The following is a 20,585-nucleotide window of genomic DNA, read 5'->3' on the forward strand; positions in this document are numbered from 1 at the left end:
CATTTGCCCTTAACGCAAAGGCAATTGGCAGTTTTGTCGCGCATGCACGACTTGATTGAAAACGACTCGCAATTCGTCATCGCAACGCACTCGCCGATCCTGCTGGCCTATCCTGATGCGTGTATTTACCAGTTCACTGCGCAGGGTATTTCGCAGATTGCGTATGAAGAGACGGAACACTTCCGGGTTACGCGGGATTTTCTGGCAGATCCGAAGCGGATGCTGCGAATTTTGATGGAGCGCTGAGCGGGGGGCTTTACACATCTGCTCTGCTGCGGCCGATCAGCTTGCAGCCGCACTCGGTAGTGCTGCCATGGATGGCAACTGGAATGCCGTCCACCGTCACGGCATTGTGAGCACTAACGATTTTGTTAACGCCATGCGGTTTGCCACCCGGGTACCACTGCGGGCATTCCACTTTATCGCCGAGGCGGGCGATGGCTTTGCCGTCGATGTCATGCTTGGGCGAGCCGGTAATGACTTTACCTCCGTGGTCGGTGACGTCGCCGACCACAATGATTTGCAGGGACACAACGATCTCCTTGATCAGAATTGCTGTCAATAAGTCGGAGGCCCCTCCGGCTCCGGGGTCATTGCGGCTTCAATACCGCGCCATTCTGGTAGTGGCTTGGGCGGCAAAGGCAACACTTCATCGAGCCGGCTAAATCGTAGGTCGGGGTTGATTGCGAGGGCATCAGCGATGATGTCGTAGCGGCGTGCACGTTCTACATCAATGGCAAAACCCAACGGTTTCAGTATCTCTTCCTCATGCCTTTGACTTCGAAAAGCTATACTAAGAAATGATGCGCTTGGTTGACTTCCAAACTTTACGCCAGCATGGTATAGCGCAAGTGCCTCGCTTGGCTTTCCTGTTACATCATTTAAGAGAGCCAATTCATACGCGGCAGCACCATGTCCTTGCCGATATGCACACTCCATCATAGTCAGCGCAAACTCTCGCTTACCAGCATCCATGTATGCTTGACTTAGTGCCATTTGCGCATCAGGACTACCTAGTTTTGCAGCCTTCAAATAATATGCCCACGCAATTGATGGACTATATTCGATTCCACCATAACCATGTTCGTATGCCACTCCCAAATCATAAAAGCCCCATGGCTGACCTGCCTCCATCGCTTCTAGGGAGATTTTAACTGCACGTTCAGCATGCTGTTCTAAGACCCTATTGCTGGACAGTGGGCCAAGCCCTTCTCTCAAGAATTTTGCCAACAAAGCTTTCGCACCCCAATCTCCCCTATCCGCTGCAATCTTCACATTATCAAAAATCCACTCGAGTTCCTCTCGGGAAAACTGGTACTCTACCTTGCTTCGGAACAATTTTCTAGCCGCAATGTATTTTCTATAAGCATCCTCGTTTCTAACTTTCGGCATATTATCCTTCCACTTGGCACACAGTGGAGGCTTATCATTGACAGAGAATACAACCAGTCCCTTCGGCATCTCATTCATTTTCTTGTCGCCTTTCCATTGAGAAAAAGAGCAAGCAAGGAAGACAATCCCAGTTGCCAACATAAGCGGCCAAGTTACTTTTAAGATCAATCTCATACAACAGGATCCGCAGGCTTTCTATCCACATAGAAGGAAACTAAACCACCAACCAACTTTCCTCCCGCCCTCATCCTAGAAAAATTTCTCTTCATTTCGGACATCCATTCCCCATACGTTTCTCTCATACCAACGTAAGGAGCGTTACTAGTAACTTTCAGGCATTGATCAAAAAGTTTTCTTCTCAAGTCATATGCCACGTCCGCAGCTTGGCTAATCAAGTTCAGCTCGCTATCCATTGCCATGCTGCGCACATTCAAATTGGCCGAGCCGATTGTAAATGCTACATCATCCACTATGGCTACCTTCGCGTGGATGTAAATTTCTTCATAATCTTCAGGCTCTAGCCATTTCTTATCTCTACTGCATGTCCACATCGATCCCATCAGCACGTTGATCCCATTTTTTGATAGAGCAACTGGATCAAGAGGCATATCCAATTTCTTTTTTTTGACTTCCTTCACTGTTTCCTCATGCTCCACTTTCATTGCTTCACTATATCCAATCACTTTGGCTACGTCATACGTCGGCAAATCCATGCCAGGCCGCTCTGGAGTTGATGTGATAACAAAAATATAAATCGGCTCGAGATACCCGGCTTTCCGCTTTCTCTCTATACTCGCCATCAACAACTCAGCCCAAGGCTCATATTGGATATACTGATTTTGAATAAACATATAGTTATGCATCAGTCGTGTAAGATTGGCATAACATTCTTTTATTGTCTTTTCTTCATACTGAGGTTGCGTTCGAAGCAATTGGGCGCTATGCGGGTAACTGGGATGAGACAAATCCTCAGGGCGAATATTTTTCCGCGATTCTTCCAGATAATTTTTTCCACTTTGATGCAATTTCTCATCAACAGCATCAGTTATCGGCCGCAATGGTGTGAATGCTACGTGCACTGCTCTCTCCCACAAATCTCCCGCCCTATGAGAATCCTTCCATGCTTGACAAAAATTATGATTTAAGTCATGCAATAGCGAGCCTGAAATTCTGCAAGAAATATCTTGATATGGCTTGGCAACAACGGTGTTTCTCAAAATAAAATCATTCAATTCTTTTTGCCGCCGCCTCATCTCATCCTCAGGAAAGAATTGCTCCATTATTTTTGCTCTTAGACTTTCCTCGTTGCAAATAGAGTTTTGTTCCGGCTCCTTATAAAACCGCTCTCTTCTCGGATCTTGAAAAATATGATTAGCGGTATCCCAGAAGTCGGTCACGCAGTTATGCCCCATTACGTACCCGATGGCTCTACTCTTTCGTTCATAGTCAATGATTATTGACTTCTGATGGTGTGCCGCATATTTTTTTGCGACATTTGCACTTAAATTTTCCGGGACCTTTTCATCTTTTATCGATCTGATTGCGGTTAAACTTGCAATCAGCCTCGTAGCCAAGTGAATTTTGGGAAATTCTCTTGAAATAACTTTCGCAAACCATTCGCAATTGTATTTTTGATGTTCCTTGTTGTAGTAGCCATTTGACATCGACATCATGTCACTCAAGCTCTGACCATAATACCCAGGCATGTTTTTCATTAGAAATTCTGACGCAGCGTCATCATGCCAAATCAAAAGCCTAATAAAAACGGGATTATTCTTTCGCGTAGCCAGTTCTATCAATAAGTCACCAAACCTCACACCGTCGCCCACCTCACTTCGAGTTAAAACCATTCCAGGATCAAAGCCCCACGAAATAAGATCAACCGAGCTTTGGGCATTTCTAAGATCGATTTCTACCTGCCTGAATACCGCTTCACCACAAATAAGTGGCTCCAATCGGTTGCCATGCCTTACTGGATAGGTACGTTCGGTCGATTTGACCCACCAAGGCAACGATAGCGACTGGTAGGGCCTGCCATTTCGCACGTAGAATGACCGCTGCTCATACAACGCGGCATGCTTATTCATTGGCAGATATTCATATTTATTGATCTTGCCCCGCCACCTCCGGACACAGCCTATCTCTTAGTTTGCGCCGATTTGAGCCCGGCGCATTAGCTCTTCCCGAAACATGCTTGGCGACTTGTAGCCCAAGGACGAATGCGGATGAATCTCGTTGAAATGCTTAAACGCGGCCGGCATTTGCAGCAGCACGATTTCGGCGCTGCTACGGTCCATCTGGCTGACATAGTCGCGTTTAAACGTGTTCACGAAGCTCTCGGCCATGCCATTGGACTGCGGGCTGCACACCGGCGTGTGAACTGGCTTAATGCCCAGATCCTTGGCCAACCAGTGCGTATCCTTGGCGCGAAAGGCGCCGCCATTGTCGCTCAAGAATTCCAACTCAATGCCGCTGCGGACTCTGGCCTCGCCAAAGCGCGCTTCAACACCCTCGACCAGCATGTCGCGAACAGGTTCGCCAGGCAGTCCCCGATTAGACTAAGCACGCCACGAGATGATTTCGCGGTCGCAGCAGTCTTTCAGGAACACGCCAGTGACCACATCACCATTGTCGCAACCGATCTCGAAGCCGTCAGAACACCACCGTCGATTCGATTCCTGAACGGCCACCACACCGTTGTGCACGCGCGCGCTCACGACCCGCTTAGGGGCTTTGGGGAGCAACAACCGGTAAGCCTTCATGACCCGGTAGAAGCGTTTGTGGTTGAACAGCGCGAGACCTGCTGCCATACGCCGACGATTGACCAGCGCCCCCGCGCGTCGATAGCCGTACGTCGGCAATTGGCCAATCTCCGCGCGCACAGCCTCCACCAGGGCAAGGTCGGTAAGCACGTCGATCTGGCGAACAGTACGACCATCAACCCAATCCGCAGAGCGCGTCATCAAGTCAATTATGTGCGAGCGCGCCACGCCCAAGGCCCGGCAGACCGGTTTCACTGGTCGTCCTTCGGCAACAAGGGCGCGCGCGCAATCCACTTTTTTTCGCGGGCGAAGTCCACGGCTTCTTTCAAGATTTCAGCTTCCATGGTCTTCTTGCCGAGCATGCGTTGCAGCTGGGCGATTTGGGCACGAGCGGCCGCAAGTTCACTGGCAGGCACAACTGACTCTCCAGCGTGGACGGCCACCAGCGCGCCTTCACGTTCCAGTTTTCGCCAGTTGAACAGTTGGCTCGCGCTGACGCCGTGCTTACGCGCCACCAGTGAAACGCTCATTCCAGGCTCGTACGTTTCGCGCACCAGCGTTGCCTTTTCAGCCGCGGACCAGCGACGACGTTTCTCGTCGCTGACCGTTACCACTTCTATTGTTTGCCTGCTCTTAGTCATATGCCTAGTCCTATTCCTAGTCGTAAGGATAATGCATAGACGGTGTCTGGCGATTCAGGGGGCTATCTCATTTATCGTCCATGATCCTCGGCTCCTCGCGTCAATGGGTTCGCGTCCAATCGCTCTTGTTCTTCGCTCGGACTGTCCTCAACAATCGACCCACCTGGATTGCAATACCCGTGATACCCGATCGCGGTATTCATCGTGTGCGGCTCTTGCATGTCGTCAGGGGTAATTTCATAGCGCTGACCGCCAGGCAATTCGAGGTGGTATATCGACTCTTCGTCCAAGTCATGCTTGAACTGCAGCGTCCCCTCCTCGTCAAGCTTCGTTTCCTCTAACAGCGCACCGTCCTTGAACAATTTGCATGGCCAGCCCTTACAAGCCCTGCCACTGGCGGCCGGGTGCGATCCCAGATGCGGCACGCCTTTGCCTTTTAGTTTGGACAGCGGTGGCATCACCAAATCCACATCACGATTCTTCGGCCCCACAAAGCTGTGCTTCGCCGCATGCGCCACGTAATTACCATTGGTTCCCTGCTCGATGCCGTCAGCACTGAATCTCAAATAGCTTCCACCGCCATCAATAACCACCTCTTCCTTCGCTGTTATCAGAATCCGGTTAGCCGTCTGGGATATCTCCAGCTTGGACAGCAACCGGATATTGTCCGAGAGCGCCTGAATATCGATGTCCCCCGCAGCCGCCACCAGCTTCATCCCGGCTTGCTGCACGAATAGCCGCAATGACCGTTTCACCGTAGCGAACAAGCTCTCCCCACTGGACAGCGACAAACTCTTGCCGCAACTGAGCGCCGTATGCTGGTCGCTGGCGATATGCGTACTGCCTGCAGTGGAACTGGCAATGCCTGCCGGACTGGCAAACACGAGATGCGACGCAAGAGCCTTGGCGTCTTTGCCAGTGACCGCATGCTGCTGGGTTTCCAGCGCCTTAATGACGTCGGCCTGCCGGCGTGCCGCATCACCATCATGGGGCTGGGCGAGTTCCGCCAAACTGGCATGACTGGCCTGCGCCCGGTCCAAGCGCATCGCGGTTTCTTCCATGCTGGTGATATGTGAGCGAGCACCCGCCCGCTCCTCCGTGGTCACCAGCATCCCCCTCCCCGCCCGCACCACCCCGTGCCCATCCGTCCGCAACTCAAACCCATCCCCGCGTGCTTCACCGCGACCGGAAACACTCTCCACCCGCACGATATGCCCCAGCCCCAACTGGCTATGCAAATGATCACTGCGCAATTGCGCCTGCAATTGATCCCGTGTGTCATCCATCACCAGTTGATTCCCGCGCTGACCACCCAACTCCCGGCTCCGCCACCCCGACAACGCCCGCTGTTCCGGCAACGCCCACGGCACCGCATTCGCCCCGTTATAAACCACCCCCGTGACAATCGGATGATCCACATTCCCATTCACAAACTGCACCACCACTTCCTGCCCAACCCGTGGCAACCCGATCTGCCCGAACCCCGCCCCAGCCACCGGCATCGCCACTCGCACCCACGGCGAATTCCCACCCGTCCCTTTTCCTAACCGGTCCCAATGAAACTGCACCTTGATGCGCCCTAATGCATCCGTATGAATCTCCTCTCCCGCAGGCCCGGCAACGATGGCCGTCTGCACACCCGGATCAGGACACGGCGTGCTGTGATACCCCCGCTCCGGATACCAGCGCCGCTGCTGGCGGATGCAGGTAAAGCGGTTCGTGTATTTCGACTCCGCGTGCCGCCCGTCCTGATAATTGTTGGTGGCCGTATGCTCGACGGACAGAATCAAATAACAGCGGCCTTCGCGCGACGGATCGCCGATTTCCGCCAGGGGAGCCTCCGCGCTGAAATGCTCTTCCAGCCTGAAATACCGCCCCGGCTGCGCACTGCGGTCATTGCCGGACGCTTCAAAGTACTGGTACAGCGCTTCGCGTCCATCACTGCGGCGCTGCGCCAAGGGTTCGCCTTCGCGGCTGCCGTGATACGCGTTGGCGCCTGCATATTCATGCACTTCATGGTCGAAGCGGTCACCCTGCGGATAACGGGTGCGCGCGGAAATATGGCGCGGGGACGGGGACTTGTAGTCAAACGTGGACAACGTCAATACGCTGGCGCCCAGGCGGCGCATGGCTTGCCACTGGTGGATGCTGTCGTCTTCCTGCGAACCAGCCTCGCTGCGAAATGGCATGCCGTCCGCAGCGAACGTGCCTTCCCGCGCATCGATGGCGGCGGCGCCCATGGTGTCATCAGCCAGCCACAATGTATGGCCATCGGCGCGGTGCTCGTACCAGTAATGCCAGCCCAGCGCTTCCCAGCGCCGGTGCAAATGGTTGTAATCCGTTTCGTTGTATTGAATGGCGCACGTGATGGGCGGGTCGTCGCGCGTCAAACGCGTTTTCCAGTCGTGCTGCACGCAGTGGCGCAACGTCAGTTCCGTGATCTGCGCCACGGTGCGGCCATGGAAGCTGACGCAATCCTGGCGCAGCCGCGTCAACGCCATCCACGGTTCCAGCACCATGCGGTAAGTCGCCTGCCCGCCATCGGCGCCCAGCAGGCTAAACTCCGTCACGTAACCATTGAAGTACCGCTGCGAACCATCATTGCGCACCAGAGAGATGGTGACCAGCTTCGCCATCATGTCGGTCAGCGCAATGTGCGCATCGTCCGACAGCAATTCCACCTCATAGCGGAAAGAACGCGACAACTCTTCGCGCGCATGCAGCGTATTCACCAACAGTACCGCGTATTCCGGCCCATCGCCGCGCGGGAAAGCCATGGTCAGCAAACGGCCATGCTGGCTTTCGCTGTCCAGCACCGACTGTATCCACGTTCTTGCGCCATCCATACCCGCCTCCTCGCTAATCGAGATCCAGCACATAACGGATTTCCGGCTTTTCCACGTGGCCCTGCTGGTCCGGCAAAAACGTATCCCAGCCCAGCCGGCGGCGCTGGCCCGGCGGCCCCAGTACCAGCGGCCGGATGGCTTGCGGGGCCAGCAGCAAGCACACTTCAAACGTCACCAGCGGCGCCGCGCATAGCCGTAGCAACGCCGCCAGCGCTGCCGATGCATCACCGCCCGGCAAAAAACGATCCAGCTGCGTGCGCGCCAGCGGGCCGATGTCGATGCGTACGCCCTGCTCTGGCCGGAACAGGCGCTTGCCCAGCATGGCGCCGCCACCCAGCCGGGGGCGGTTTTGCCCCAGTACCGAACGCCGCTCCGGCAGCACCACTTCCCAACTGCCGGCAAATTGCCTGCACGCGATGGGAACAGCGAAATACCCGGCCAACATTTGCCCGATCGCTTGCGCACTGACGGGCCGCATGCGCAGCAGGCCGGCGTAATAAGCCGCCACGTGGTCATAAGGATGGCTGGGCGCGGGCTGGGCGCCGGACAGTGCCAGCAACAGCGGCAGCAAGCCATCCGCGCCGCCCGTAGCCAAGCCGTGTTCCAGCCGCCGCAACTCGCCCGCCTGGCAATGCAGCGCCATCAGCCGCGCCGACACCAGATCCATGAACGCGCACACGCCGTCGCGCTGTTCACCGGGCGGCAAGTCGGCGATGTGCTGCGTGTCATGCAGCGGCAGCGCGCCCGCCGCGCCCAGCAAGCCGATATACGCAGGCGTCAGCGCAACGTTGAATGGATCGCCAGCCATTTCCAGCGCCGCCAGTTCGCTGGCCGGATAAGCCAGCGACAGGCTGTTACGGAACGTCAGCACTTGCGCATAGGCTTCCTCTTGCGTGACACCCAGGGCCGCCAGCTGGCGCAACAGCAGCCGCACGGCCTGCGCAAATGAAAAGCGCCACGGCTCATCCAGCAAACGCTGGATCACGCCAGGCTGGCGTAGCCGCTGCGTGGAGCGCATCGCTTCAATTCCTTGCCCGTGCGCGCCGACAACGCCACCAGCTCGACAAAGCTGTTGACCTGCACATACAGCGCGAAGTAATGGTCCAGCACATCAATAAACAGGCTGATGCTGCTGCCCGCGTACGCCTCTTCTTCCAGCGTGATGCGCACTTCCATGCCGTGCGCCAGCGATGCGCCGTGCGGGTGGCGCAGCCACGCCGTGGCATGGGCCTGTTGCAGCGCCACGATGCCGGCAATCTGGCGGCGCGAAATGGCGTCCTGCCGCAAGTCATATAGCGCCAGCATTTCACGCAGCGCCTGCACGCCCTGCGGCGCCAGCGCGCGCTGGTTCAGCGCCAGGTGGGATATCAGCCGCCAGTGCAGCGCGGCGCCCGAGGGCGGCCTCAATGCCGCCGACGGCATGCGCACGCAACGCATGGCAACGCCGTCCCCCTGCAATACGCCATCGCGCAATTGTTCCGGCAAGTCCCGGTTGCTGCACGTGAGCCGCAGCGACAAGGTGCACGGTTCCAGCGCCAGCGGCGTGCGGCGCGCATCAACCAGCGACAGCCGCTTTTCATATCCGGGACTGGTGGACGCCAGCATGTCATCCGTGTGCAGCATCCAGTAGCATCCCGTGCTTTGCTCACCATGGCGCAGCGAATAAAACGGCAGGAATTCCACCGGTGGCGACGGCGCACCGCCTTTTTCCGCCAGGTGCACACTGTCCACGGACAGTACTTCATACGCTGCAGGCAAATTGGGATGCGCCAGCACTGCGTAATCGAGCTGTTCATGCGTGACGTCGACCGGTTCGCCCGGCTGCTGGAACACATTCACCACTGGCACGCAACCGGGCAGCAAATTGGCGGCCGAGACATGGCGCAGCATGCGCGCCGACCGGGTATCGCTGCCCGCCCCCACCAGCGCCACGTGCAGCACATAGGTGTCATCGTGCGCCGGCGCACAGGCCCGCAACGCCGCCACGTCGATATCGATGAAGTTGAATTTCGCAGGAAACGCAAAGTATTCCGCCAGCAGGCACTGCGCGGGGTGCGAACGGCCATCATGCGGCAACAGTGCTTCATCGGCCGCGAAACCGGCTGCGGCCAATGGCAGCGCCGGCAATGCACGCCACGCGCTGCCCTGCTCTACCCACGCGCAGACAGCCTGCATGCAAAGCGCATCGCGCAGCGCGGCGCACAGCGGCGCTTCGCCATCGATATACAGCCGCACCCGGTCCACGGCCGGCGCATGCAGCTCGATACGCAGCCCCGCCCCCGCATCGGGCGGCAATAGCACTGCGGGCGGCGCCGCCATCAGCGGCGAAAAGCTGGCCGAGCGCACGTATACGGCAGCCGCATCGGCCGGATATACGGCGCGGAATTTGCACGGTATGCCGTTGACGGGCGCCGATTCCAGTTCCATGCCGCGCGCAATGCTTGCACCGGCCACCAGCTGCACAATCGCACACGAAGGAAATGGCCGCAAATAGTGCGGCAATAACAATTCCAGCAACGCTTCCGTCACATGCACATGCCCGTCATCGATGCGCATGGCGGCGCGGGCCGCCAGCAGCGCGACGGACTGGATCAGGCGCTCCGTTTGCGGGTCCGCCTGTTGCCCGCCGTCGAGCTGCAGCTGCGCCGCCACCTTCGGGTAGCGCGCGGCAAACTGGCCCGCATGGCGGCGCAACATGACCAGTTCGCGTTCGTAGTACGGCAGCAATCGTTCCATCGCCCCTCCGTCTGTGAAGAGGCCATTATTGCTACCTATCCGCACAGCAACTTGCGCAAATGCAAATTCGCTCGAGAAAGATTTCGGTTCGGCAATCGCTTGCGGCAGCGCAAAGCTCTACCCGGCTGCGCGAAGCAAGCTGCCGGTTCCGCCACGTCCGGGAGCACACCATGAGCCTGCCCTTAAAAGTACTGTGGACCGAAGGCTTGACCTTGGGACCACTGCATTTCCAGCAACAAGACCGTTACCACGAAGCGCGCACGCGGCGCATGGCGACCATGCTGCAGCCGTACCTGTGGGGCATCCGCGACGCGCAATGGAATGACGAAAGTTTGCGCAACGGCACGCTGCAGGCGGAAGCTTTATCACTGGTTTTTCCGGATGGCGAATGCTATGACGCCCCCGGCGCGGACCCGTTGCCTCCGCCGCTGGACCTGGACCGGCTGGCGCCGGACGAGCAAACGTTCACTATTTGCGCACTGTTGCCGGCGCTGCATGCGCATGGCGGCAATGTACAGGCGGCCGGCACCGCCCCCGTGCGCTATGCGCGCCACGAGCGGGAAACCCTGGATTTATATGCCGGCGCACCGTCCGAGCACATCGCCTACCTGCACAAGGTGGTGCGCCTGGCGCCGCAGGCGGAAGCAGTTGACGGCGCCATCGGCTTCCCCGTGATCCGCATCCGCCGCCAGGCCACCGGCGGGTTCGAAGTGGATCCCTCCTTCATCCCGCCCGCCGTGACGTTGGCGGCCACGCGGCTGCACCGCATGCTCGAGGGCCTGGTCGACAAGCTGCAAGCGAAAGTCGATGCGCTGCACGAACGGCACCGGCAGCCGGCAAAAGATGTCGTATCATTCCACAGCGGCGACATCACGTCGTACCTGATGCTTAACGCCATCAGCACCAGCGGCGCCGCGCTCGTGCACTGCGCACGCCACGGCCAGCACCACCCGGAAACCCTGTTCGAACGCATGACAACGCTGGCGGGCGGCCTGATGTCGTTTTCCACCCGCTATGCGCTGGCGGACTTGCCCCACTACCGCCATGCGGATGCTGGTCCCGGCTTCGCCAAACTGGCCGCCATCATCCGCGACCTGGCCGACACGGTGCTGTCATCGCGCTACTTCACGATTCCCCTGCCGCCCGATCCCGACCGGCCCGGCCGCTACCGCACCCGCATCGACCCAGCCCAGGTCGACCGCAACGCGGCCCTGTGCGTGGCCGTCAGCGCAGACATGCCGGCGCTGGAACTGGTGGCCGCCGTGCCACTGCGCTTCAAGTGCGGCGCACCAGACGATGTGGAACGCATGGTCGGCATGGCGCTGCCCGGCATTCCCCTCACGCACATGGCGCAAGTGCCGCATGACGTGCCGATCCGGCCCAACACGTATTACTTCACGTTCGACCACCGCAATGATTTATATGACGCGATGCTAAAGGCGCAGGCGCTGGCCCTATATGCGCCGGACGGGATGAAAGCGCTGAAAGTGGAACTGTTTGCACTGAAGGGACAGGCGGGCGAGCTGGGATAACACGGGGTAATAACGCGGGTTATTACCGCGGGTTTATTGCAACGCCGTTATACTGGGGCATCGGAAAGACGCCGGGAGCCATGCATGACCAGACATCGGCCGTTGGACACGGGCTGCATTTTCGCAGGGTTGCTGATGCTGTGCGGCGGCAGCGCGCCGGCAGCATGGGCTGCCCGTCCGCTGGCCACTGACGATGCGCCCATACTCGATCCCGGCCAGTGCCAGCTGGAGACGTGGGTACAGCACGATCTCCAGCATACGCACTTCTGGATGGTTCCCGCCTGCAATGTCAATGGCAACTGGGAAGTGGGCGTGGGCGCCGCGCGCCTGCAAGGACACAGCGGCGGCAATAGCCTGACGCAAGCCGTGATCCAGGCCAAAACTGTGCTGGCCGCGCCCAAAGACGGCTGGTGGCGCGCCGGCATCGCCGTGGCGGACCAGTTTGATCCGGCACGCGGCCTGGCCGGCGACTGGACGGCTTACGTACCGGTGACCGTTGACTTGAATGGCGACCGCCTGCAATGGCACACCAATATCGGCTGGCGGCGCGAGCGCCACGGCGCGCCCGCAGCAACGTGGGCGACCGCATTGGAGGCGGCGGTCGGCGAACGGACAGCGCTGACGGTGGAAACTTACGGCACCCGAGGCGGCGGTTCCTGGCGCCAGTTGGGTGCGCGCTATTCCGTCATGCCAGGACGGGCCGACGTCGATATCGCGTGGGGCGCCAAAGCGGGCGCCGGCAGGCACGAACATTATTACGCGGCCGGATTGACTATCTATACCACCCCGCCCTGACCACATCAGGCGATATGCATCTGCCGCTTCAGCACCGTGCGCAGTGTCGCATCGGCCACCGGCTTGTCCAATAACCCTGCCACACCCGCCGCGCGGCCACGCTTGCCGTCATACTTGAACGGCGGCGCCACCACGAGGACGACTTCCGGCGGCTGCGCATCGGCCTGCGCCCGCAGTGCGGCGCTCACGCGGTACGCGTCAATGCCCGGCAGCGACGTGTTGATCAGCACCACAGACAACGGCGCCTCGGCGCCTGCCGCCAGCGCCGATGCTTCATCGCTTGCTGCCAGCACGGTAATACGGTAAGGCTTCATCAGCTGGCTGGCCTGGGCCGCCAGGCGTCCGCCGCCATCGACCACCAGCACGGCGCCGCGCCGCGACTTGCCCCGCATGGCTTCATATTCGGCAGGATCGGTCAAGTCGAAGTCCAGCCGCGGCATGCGGCGCCGTTCCGGGATGGGCGGCAAACCCTCGCCCGCCAGACGGGCCAGCGCGTCGGCGCGGCGCGCCACCAGCAGCGCCAGCTGGATGTGGAACGCGCCAGGATCAAACGCCAGCGGCAGGCCGGGATATGGCAACGGCGCGGCCGGCTGCCCCAACACCAGCGCAGGACGCAAATCCAGCTCCCCCGGCACGTCGGCCTGCGCGGATAGTTCTGCCATGGCTTTCAAGTCGGGACCATAGGCCAGCACCAGATCCGGCTCTTGCAAACTGTGTTCGGACAGGCAAAAATACTGCGGCCCGTGCGCCGGCGCGGCCCGCAGGGTAGTTTCCAGTGCTTGCGCGGCTTCGCGGGGAAAGCCTGCCAGCCGTACGGCAAAGGGAAATTTATCCATGATTTCCCCATTTAACCACAGTTGACGCTTGCATCAGGCAACTTGAAAAAGGCATTTTTCAGCCACTGCCGCCCGTTGCGGATAGAATGCGCAAGCTCCCGGACCGGCGGCGTTCCGCGCCCTGTCGTGTAAAAACGCCGTAACGGAACGAAAAGACTGTATATAATCACAGCGTTTTGCCAGATTTTTTGCCTGATAAGCACCTTCGACCTCGTATGGCCACTAAAAAACCAGTTTCCGACTACAGCGAATCATCCATCCGCGTCCTCAAAGGCCTGGAGCCCGTCAAACAGCGGCCCGGCATGTATACCCGCACGGAGAATCCGCTGCACATCATCCAGGAGGTGATCGACAATGCCTCGGACGAGGCATTGGGCGGCCATTGCAAAAATATTATCGTTACGCAGAATGCGGACGGTTCCATCACCGTGGAAGATGACGGCCGCGGCATTCCCGTCGGCTTGCACCCGGAAGAAAACGTCCCGACCGTGGAAATCGTGTTCACCCGCCTGCACGCGGGCGGTAAATTCGACAAGGGTTCGGGCGGCGCCTATGCGTTTTCCGGTGGCTTGCACGGCGTCGGCGTCTCGGTAACCAACGCGCTGTCGAAGCGCCTGGAAATCAATGTGTGGCGCAAGGACGACAATGGCAATGGCTACCACACCATCGCATTTGAAAATGGCGACCTGGTGGAACCGCTGGCTTCCATGCCGGCCCCGCGCGACGGCAAAAAGTCCGGTACCCGCGTGACCGCGTGGCCTGACCCGAAATACTTTGATTCGTCGCTGATTTCGCAAGTCGAACTGCAACGCCTGCTGCGCTCGAAAGCCGTGCTGTTGCCGGGCGTGACCGTCACCTTGAACAACGCCAAGACGGGCGACTCGCAAACGTGGAAATACGATGACGGCTTGCGCGGCTACCTGGTCGAAGCGCTGGCGCAGACCACCAACGGCGGCGAAACCTTGATTCCGATGTTCGAAGGCGCGCAATTCGCCGGTCCGGACGCGGAAGGCTTTGCCGAAGGCGAAGGCGCCGCGTGGGTGGTGGCGTGGACGGAAGAAGGCGCCGTAGTGCGCGAATCGTACGTCAACCTGATCCCCACGCCGAACGGCGGTACGCACGAATCGGGTCTGCGCGACGGCTTGTTCGGCGCCGTGAAAAACTTCGTGGAATTGCACTCGCTGCTGCCGAAAGGCGTCAAGCTGTTGCCGGAAGACGTATTTAATCGCGTGTCATTCGTGCTGTCGGCCAAGGTGCTGGATCCCCAGTTCCAGGGCCAGATCAAGGAACGCCTGAACTCGCGCGACGCCGTGCGCCTGGTGTCGACGTTTGCCAAGCCGCCGCTGGAACTGTGGCTGAACCAGCACATCGACTATGGCAAAAAACTGGCGGAACTGGTCATCAAACAGGCGCAATCGCGCCTGCGTTCGCTGCAAAAAGTCGAAAAGAAAAAATCGTCCGGCGTGGCTGTGTTGCCGGGCAAATTGACCGATTGCGAATCGTCCGACGTGACGCGCACGGAATTGTTCCTGGTCGAGGGCGACTCGGCAGGCGGTTCCGCGAAAATGGGCCGCGACAAGGAATTCCAGGCCATCCTGCCGCTGCGCGGCAAGGTGCTGAACTCGTGGGAAACCGACAAGGACCGCCTGTTCGCCAACAATGAAATCCACGACATCGCCGTGGCCATCGGCGTCGATCCGCACCACTATGGCGACAATCCGGATTTGTCCGGCCTGCGCTACGGCAAAATCTGCATCCTCTCTGATGCGGACGTGGACGGTTCGCACATCCAGGTACTGTTGCTGACCTTATTCTTCCGCCACTTCCCGGCGCTGATCCAGAAGGGCCATATTTGCGTGGCCCGTCCGCCTTTGTACCGCGTTGATGCGCCGGCGCGCGGCAAGAAGCCGATCCAGAAGCTGTATGCGCTCGATGACGGTGAATTGGTCGCCATTGAAGACAAGCTGCGCAAGGATGGATTGAAAGACGGCAGCTGGTCGATTTCCCGCTTCAAGGGTCTGGGCGAGATGAATGCGGAACAACTGTGGGAAACCACGATGAATCCCGACACGCGCCGCCTGCTGCCCGTTGCGCTGGGCGACTTCGACCACAGCGCTTCGGCTGCCCGCTTCAATATGCTGATGGGTAAAGGCGAAGCCGCCGCCCGCCGCGCATGGATTGAAGAACATGGCAATGAAGTGGAAGCCGACATTTAACGAATACCCGCAATCATGACTCAACAAGCAAACCTCTTTGAAGAAGCCGTGGCCGATGCAGCTGAAACCGCAGTTGGCAATGACGGTAACAACAATGGCAACGGCGGCAACGATGGCCGTGGCGGCGATGATTTCGGCGGCGACGGCGGTGATGGCGGCGAAACGCTGACCCTGTCCACTTTTGCCGAACGCGCTTACCTCGACTACGCGATTTCCGTCGTCAAAGGCCGCGCGCTGCCGGACGTGTCCGACGGCCAGAAGCCGGTGCAGCGCCGCATCCTGTACACGATGAATGAACTGGGCCTGGGCCCGACCGCGAAGCCCCGCAAATCCGCCGCTGTCGTCGGCGACGTACTGGGTAAGCTGCACCCGCACGGCGACCAGTCGGTGTACGACGCGCTGGTGCGTATGGCGCAAGACTTTTCGCTGCGCTATCCGCTGATCGATGGCCAGGGCAACTTCGGTTCCCGCGATGGCGACGGCGCTGCCGCGATGCGGTACACGGAAGCCCGTTTGACGCCGATTTCCCGCCTGCTGCTCGATGAAATCGACCAGGGCACGGTGGACTTCGCACCGAACTATGACGGTTCGTCCGAAGAACCGACGTTGCTGCCGGCCCGCTTGCCGATGGTGCTGCTCAACGGCGCATCTGGTATTGCCGTGGGCCTGGCGACGGAAATCCCGTCGCACAACCTGTCGGAAGTGGCGCAAGCGGCGGTTGCAATGATCCGCAATCCAAAGATCTCGCACACGGAATTGATGGGCATGATCCCGGGCCCGGACTTCCCGGGCGGCGGCCAGATCATCACCCCTGCCGCGCAAATCCACGACATGTATGCGACGGGCCGCGGCTCGATGAAAGTGCGTGCACGCTGGAAGATCGAAGAACTGGCGCGCGGCCAGTGGCAGGCTGTCGTGCATGAACTGCCGCCGGGCACGTCGGCACAGAAAGTGCTGGAAGAAATCGAAGAGCTGACCAATCCGAAGGTCAAGCTGGGCAAGAAAGCACTGACGCCGGAACAGCTGGCGTCGAAGCAGCTGATCCTGGGTGCGCTCGACACGATCCGCGATGAATCGGGCCGCGCGGCGCCGGTGCGCCTGGTGTTCGAACCGAAGTCGAAGAACCAGGACAAAGATGAATTCATGATGCTGCTGCTGGCACATACGTCGCTGGAAACGTCGGCATCGATCAACCTGGTCATGATCGGCGCCGATGGCCGTCCGCGCCAGAAGGGCTTGAGCGAAATCCTGTCCGAATGGATCGGCTTCCGCTTCGAAACCGTGACGCGCCGCTCGCAATTCCGCCTGAAGAAGGTCGAAGACCGCATCCACATCATGGAAGGCCGGGAAACCGTCCTGCTGAACATCGATGAAGTGATTGCCATCATCCGCAATTCGGACGAACCGAAAGCCGCGCTGATCGAACGCTTCAACCTGTCGCCTATCCAGGCCGAAGACATCCTGGAAATCCGCCTGCGCCAATTGGCGCGGCTGGAAGCCATCAAGATCCAGCAAGAATTGGCGGAACTGCGCAAGGAACGCCAGACGCTGCTGGACTTGCTGGAAAACCCGTCGTCGATGAAGCGCCTGGTGATCCGCGAAATCGAAGGCGATGCGAAAACCTTTGGCGATGCGCGCCGTACGCTGATCGAAGAAGCGCAAAAAGCCACCGCGGAACAGAAAGTCATCGACGAACCTGTCACCGTCATCATTTCCGAAAAAGGCTGGGTGCGCGCCCGCACCGGCATTGGCCACGACAAGTCGCAATTCACGTTCAAGGTGGGCGACTCGCTGCATGACGCGTTTGAATGCCGCACGGTCGATACCCTGCTGGGCTTTGGCGACAATGGCAAAGTGTATTCCGTGCCGGTATCGGCGCTGCCGAATGCACGCGGCGATGGTGTGCCGATTACCACGCTGGTCGACCTGTCCGGCGGCGCCCGCATCAAGCATTACTTTGCCGGCCAGCCGGATACGCAGCTGATGCTGTCGTCCACGGCAGGCTTTGGCTTCATTGCGAAAGCTGCCGACATGGTCAGCCGCCAGAAAGGCGGCAAGTCCTTCATGACGCTCGATGAAGGCGACCTGCCGCTGCCGCCATCGGTCATCGGCAAGGAAGCCAGCGCCGTGGCGGCGCTGTCCAGCAATGGCCGCCTGCTGGTATTCGGCTTGTCGGAAATGAAAGTGCTGGCCAATGGCGGCCGTGGCGTCATCATGATGGAACTGGAGCCGAAAGAACAGCTGATCTCGGCCCAGGCCATCACGCAAAAAGGGGTGGTCGTGCATGGCACGATGGCCGCCAAGCCGCGCGCGCTGGAAATGTCCGGCAACCTGCTGGCGCCGCACTTCGGCAAACGCGCCCGCAAGGGTAAGGAACTGGTGCAGCGTATCAAGCCGTCTTCGCTGGCGCCGATGTAATCCCCTCCCGTCCGGCGTCCCCGGACGGGCTCCTCATCGCCTTCCTGCGACAGGCTGCCCTCCTTCGATTGACTTGGTCTATCAGGGGCGGGACAATGCCTGGACAGGGAGACCTTATATGACCGAAAACCCGGCAGCAAGCGATGTGCTGCCTACATCCGGCGACAAGTTCCGGGCCGCGCTTTTCGTGGGCGTGGTGGTCTATTTTTGCTCCATCTTCGGTATCCTGACGTCGCCGCCCGGTGTGCTGGCCGCGTATTGGCCCACCAATGCAGTCTTGCTTGGCATCCTGATCCGCCGCAGCCGCCCGCCGAACTGGCTGGACTGGCTGTCCGCCTTTGCCGGCTACCTCGTGTCGGACCTCGTCATGGCCCATTCACTGTCGAAGGGCTTACTGCTGATCTGCACGAATTTGCCCGGCGTGATTACCGGCTACCTGATTTTTTCCCGCCAGCCCAAGCCATATCGCACGCTGCGCCATCCGCGCGCCATGCCGCGCTTCGTACTGGGCGTGCTGGGTGCTTCTGCCGCGGCAGGAACCTCCGGTATATTCGTGCACCCCATCCTGTTTGGCGGCAGCCCCGCCTATGGCTTTGCGTTTTGGTTTTGCACGGAACTGGTCAGCTACATGGGTATCTTGCCGGTGCTGCTGACCATGCCCAACGTCAAGCGCTGGCTCAAAGACCACCGGCGCCGCGCCGACTGGCCCAGCTTCCGGCTGGATTTGCTGGCGCCATTGCTGGCTTTTGCCGTCAGCCTGGGACTCGGTGTGCATTGGGGCGGCCCCGGCGCCATCCTGTATGCGGTGCCCGCCATGCTGTGGTGCGCGCTGACTTACAGCCTGTTTGCCACGGCCGGCATTACACTGTTCTTTTGCATGTGGACCCTGCTGGCGATTTCCAGCGGCGTGCTGCAAATCGGCGCTGCCGTGGACTCGCCTCTGGCCGTGATGTCGCTGCGCGTGGGCCTGTCGCTGACGGCGCTGGCGCCATTGACCGTGGCCAGCGTGATGGTAGCGCGCAATGAATTGCTGGAACGCTTGCAGCACGCGGCGTCGCACGATTTCCTCACCCATGTGCTGAACCGCAGCGGCTTCCTCACGCAAGCTGGCGAATTGCTGGCGACACCCCAATTGCTGCGGCATCCCGTCGCCGTGCTGATGATGGATATCGATCACTTCAAAAAGGTCAACGATACGTATGGCCATGACGGCGGCGACCAGGTGCTGGCCAGCTTTGCCACCGTGGCGCAAAGCTGCCTGCGGGGCGGCGATTTATTGGGGCGGCTGGGCGGTGAAGAATTTGCCGTGCTGCTGCCCGGCTGTTCCGCGCAGGATGCGTACACCATTGCACAGCGCATTTGCGATGCGTTTGCCGCGCACACCGTCGCCCTGCGCGATGGCCGCCAATTGAACAATACCGTCAGCATCGGCGTTTGCTGTGCGCCGCGCATAGAAAACGATATCGCCGCCATGCTGTCGGCAGCCGATACAGCGCTGTACCGCGCCAAGGAAAATGGGCGCAATCGAGTGGAACTCGCATGAATACCTTTCGCAAATTCGCCGCTACTGTGGCCATGCTGGCCCTGCTGGCCCTGCCGACATGGCCGCTGACTGCTGCCGCTGAGCTCAAGCAGCTGACCATCTGCGCCAATCCCAACCTGTCATCGCTGGAATTGCTGAATAATTTTGGCGCGTTTGCCCGCGCGCTGGAAAAAGAACTGGGCGTGCCCGTCAAGCTGGTGGCGGGGCGCGACTATGACGATACGCTCAAGCTGCTGAAGGAAGGCAAGGTCGATATTGCCGGCACTGGCGCGTTCGGCTATGTCAGCGCCAACGAATCGTTTGGCGCGCACCTGATCGTGCGCTACGTCGAAGATGATGGCGACTCGTATCACGCCCTCATCATCACCCGCGCCGATTCCGGCATCACCAGCCTGGCCGGCCTGCGCGGCAAGCGCTTTGCCTTCACGGACCCCAAATCCACGTCCGGCTACCTGCTCCCGCTACTGGCCATGCAGCAGGCAGGGATCGACCTCAAGGACCTGGGCAAGGCCGATTTCGTCAAAAAACAGCCGAATGCCGCCATTGCCGTGTATTCGCGCCAGGCCGATGCCGGCGCCATTGCCGACAACCAGCTCAATGAAAAATATGGCGTCCAGCTCAAGGACATCAAAGTGCTGTGGAAGTCCGCGCCGATTCCCCATGGCGCATGGATTGCCCGGCCGGATATGGCGGAAGCAGACCGCAAGCAGCTGGCGGCAGCCATCATGAGAATTGCCAACAGCGCGGAAGGTAAAAAACTGCTGGCCCAGGCTTCCGTGCGCGGCTTTGCGGAAGGCCGCGACGCAGAATTCGACAGCGTGCGGGCCGCCAAACACTTGCTGGACAAGCTGGAAAAGAAAGACTAATC

13 protein-coding genes and 2 pseudogenes are annotated in these 20,585 nt (G+C 59.5%); 7 read left to right on the forward strand and 8 right to left on the reverse strand.

Annotation, left to right across the window (positions count from 1 at the left end; translation table 11 throughout):
• Positions 1 to 15: 15 nt before the first annotated feature.
• Positions 16 to 246, forward strand: a pseudogene (locus GM668_RS02695) (AAA family ATPase); the annotation flags it as partial.
• A 10-nt stretch (positions 247 to 256) separates the two neighbouring features.
• On the opposite strand, the gene GM668_RS02700 reads toward GM668_RS02695, so the two are convergent.
• From GM668_RS02700 to tssF, 7 genes and pseudogenes are all read right to left on the reverse strand, one after another.
• Entirely contained in the window at positions 257 to 532 is a 276-nt protein-coding gene (locus GM668_RS02700; RefSeq protein WP_170305454.1) for a PAAR domain-containing protein, read from the reverse strand.
• Positions 533 to 558: 26 nt separating this feature from the next.
• Entirely contained in the window at positions 559 to 1,566 is a 1,008-nt protein-coding gene (locus GM668_RS02705) for a tetratricopeptide repeat protein (protein ID WP_229498854.1), read from the reverse strand.
• Entirely contained in the window at positions 1,563 to 3,479 is a 1,917-nt protein-coding gene (locus tag GM668_RS02710; RefSeq protein ID WP_229498856.1) for a phospholipase D-like domain-containing protein, read from the reverse strand. Before GM668_RS02710 ends, GM668_RS02705 begins: the two co-directional genes overlap by 4 nt.
• Positions 3,480 to 3,536: 57 nt before the next feature.
• A pseudogene (locus GM668_RS02715) lies at positions 3,537 to 4,795 on the reverse strand (IS3 family transposase).
• A gap of 71 nt (positions 4,796 to 4,866) precedes the next feature.
• Positions 4,867 to 7,641, reverse strand: a complete 2,775-nt coding sequence (locus GM668_RS02720) for a type VI secretion system Vgr family protein (protein WP_229498858.1) — start codon at positions 7,639 to 7,641, stop codon at positions 4,867 to 4,869.
• Positions 7,642 to 7,654: 13 nt separating this feature from the next.
• Positions 7,655 to 8,659: a type VI secretion system baseplate subunit TssG gene (tssG, locus tag GM668_RS02725; RefSeq protein WP_155437359.1), complete on the reverse strand. Its 1,005-nt coding sequence runs from the start codon at positions 8,657 to 8,659 to the stop codon at positions 7,655 to 7,657.
• Positions 8,623 to 10,377: a type VI secretion system baseplate subunit TssF gene (gene tssF, locus GM668_RS02730; RefSeq protein WP_155437360.1), complete on the reverse strand. Its 1,755-nt coding sequence runs from the start codon at positions 10,375 to 10,377 to the stop codon at positions 8,623 to 8,625. The genes tssG and tssF overlap by 37 nt, the downstream gene beginning before the upstream one ends.
• Positions 10,378 to 10,547: 170 nt before the next feature.
• Between tssF and tssK the strand changes: the two genes are divergently transcribed.
• Positions 10,548 to 11,909, forward strand: coding sequence for a type VI secretion system baseplate subunit TssK (gene tssK, locus GM668_RS02735; protein ID WP_155437361.1), 1,362 nt, complete (start codon positions 10,548 to 10,550; stop codon positions 11,907 to 11,909).
• Between the two features lie 84 nt (positions 11,910 to 11,993).
• Positions 11,994 to 12,704, forward strand: coding sequence for a PA4824 family protein (locus GM668_RS02740; RefSeq protein ID WP_155437362.1), 711 nt, complete (start codon positions 11,994 to 11,996; stop codon positions 12,702 to 12,704).
• Between the two features lie 5 nt (positions 12,705 to 12,709).
• Here the strand turns inward: GM668_RS02740 and GM668_RS02745 are convergent, their stop codons facing one another.
• Entirely contained in the window at positions 12,710 to 13,540 is an 831-nt protein-coding gene (locus GM668_RS02745; RefSeq protein WP_155437363.1) for a PleD family two-component system response regulator, read from the reverse strand.
• Between the two features lie 215 nt (positions 13,541 to 13,755).
• On the opposite strand from GM668_RS02745, the gene GM668_RS02750 reads away from it, so the two are divergent.
• From GM668_RS02750 to GM668_RS02765, 4 genes are all read left to right on the forward strand, one after another.
• Positions 13,756 to 15,756, forward strand: a complete 2,001-nt coding sequence (locus GM668_RS02750; protein ID WP_155437364.1) for a DNA topoisomerase IV subunit B — start codon at positions 13,756 to 13,758, stop codon at positions 15,754 to 15,756.
• Positions 15,757 to 15,771: 15 nt separating this feature from the next.
• Positions 15,772 to 18,174 carry a DNA topoisomerase IV subunit A gene (parC, locus tag GM668_RS02755; protein ID WP_155437365.1) on the forward strand — a complete coding sequence of 801 codons (2,403 nt, stop codon included), beginning with the start codon at positions 15,772 to 15,774 and terminating at the stop codon, positions 18,172 to 18,174.
• 118 nt (positions 18,175 to 18,292) lie between these two features.
• Entirely contained in the window at positions 18,293 to 19,717 is a 1,425-nt protein-coding gene (locus tag GM668_RS02760) for a GGDEF domain-containing protein (protein ID WP_155437366.1), read from the forward strand.
• Complete coding sequence (locus tag GM668_RS02765; protein ID WP_155437367.1) at positions 19,714 to 20,583, forward strand: phosphate/phosphite/phosphonate ABC transporter substrate-binding protein; 870 nt, start codon at positions 19,714 to 19,716, stop codon at positions 20,581 to 20,583. The genes GM668_RS02760 and GM668_RS02765 overlap by 4 nt, the downstream gene beginning before the upstream one ends.
• The last annotated feature ends 2 nt before the right edge of the window (positions 20,584 to 20,585 follow it).

Origin of the sequence: Pseudoduganella ginsengisoli (assembly GCF_009720865.1) — a bacterium.
Taxonomy (GTDB): domain Bacteria; phylum Pseudomonadota; class Gammaproteobacteria; order Burkholderiales; family Burkholderiaceae_D; genus Rugamonas; species Rugamonas ginsengisoli.